The organism is Vibrio sp. 2132-1 (assembly GCF_033344315.1).
This window is the reverse complement of record NZ_JAWPON010000370.1, coordinates 1-682: the sequence shown is the minus strand read 5'-3', so window position 1 is coordinate 682 and position 682 is coordinate 1. Positions and strand designations below refer to the sequence as shown.

The following is a 682-nucleotide window of genomic DNA, read 5'->3' as shown; positions in this document are numbered from 1 at the left end:
CTGAGCCAGCGGCGGAAAACGGTGTAAACGGTAACCACTTGGAGGCAGTCGCATAATGTTCGATCTTTGTTCTGCCATGCTTTATTCCACCGTTGGCTCTTCGTATAGAAGCAACTGAACTTCGCCCGACTCATCAAGCTCGCGCACCATTTGCATGATGTCTTGGCGTGCTTTCTGAACTCGACTTAGTGCAACTGCACCACGCGCTTCCATATCGTCTTCTAGCGCTTTCACCATACGTTGTGGCATTGAGCGTTTGATCGCTTGCTGCAACGTGATATCCGAACCTTTCAGTGCCGTAGCCCAAAGCTCGAGTGGAATTTGCTGTACGAGCATGTCCATGGTTTCTTCGCGTTGACGGCCCAGCACCATGAAGTCAAACATGTTCTCTTCGATGGCGTTAACCACTTCTTCATCATGCAGTTTGAGCATTTCCATCAGTGAACCACGGTCGCCTTCAAAGCGGTTGATGATGTCTGCCGCTTGCTTAACGCCAGAAAGCGGTACACTTTGGCTTGCAGACACTTTTTCGATACAACGTTCAACCAGTTCATGCAGATCGGTCGCGACTTGGTGATCGATGTCTTGTAGCTGCGCAATACGGAAGATGATTTCATCATGGTAGTCTTGCGGCAGATGCTTCAGCACGGCAGATGAGCTATCCGCTGGCAGATAAGCCAAG

Annotated in this window: 1 protein-coding gene; it reads right to left on the bottom strand. The window is 50.1% G+C overall.

The window, feature by feature from the left end; genetic code table 11:
- Nucleotides 1-81: 81 nt before the first annotated feature.
- The coding region (locus R8N47_RS25470) for a FliG C-terminal domain-containing protein (RefSeq protein ID WP_318186138.1) at nucleotides 82-682 on the bottom strand (601 nt) is incomplete at its 5' end.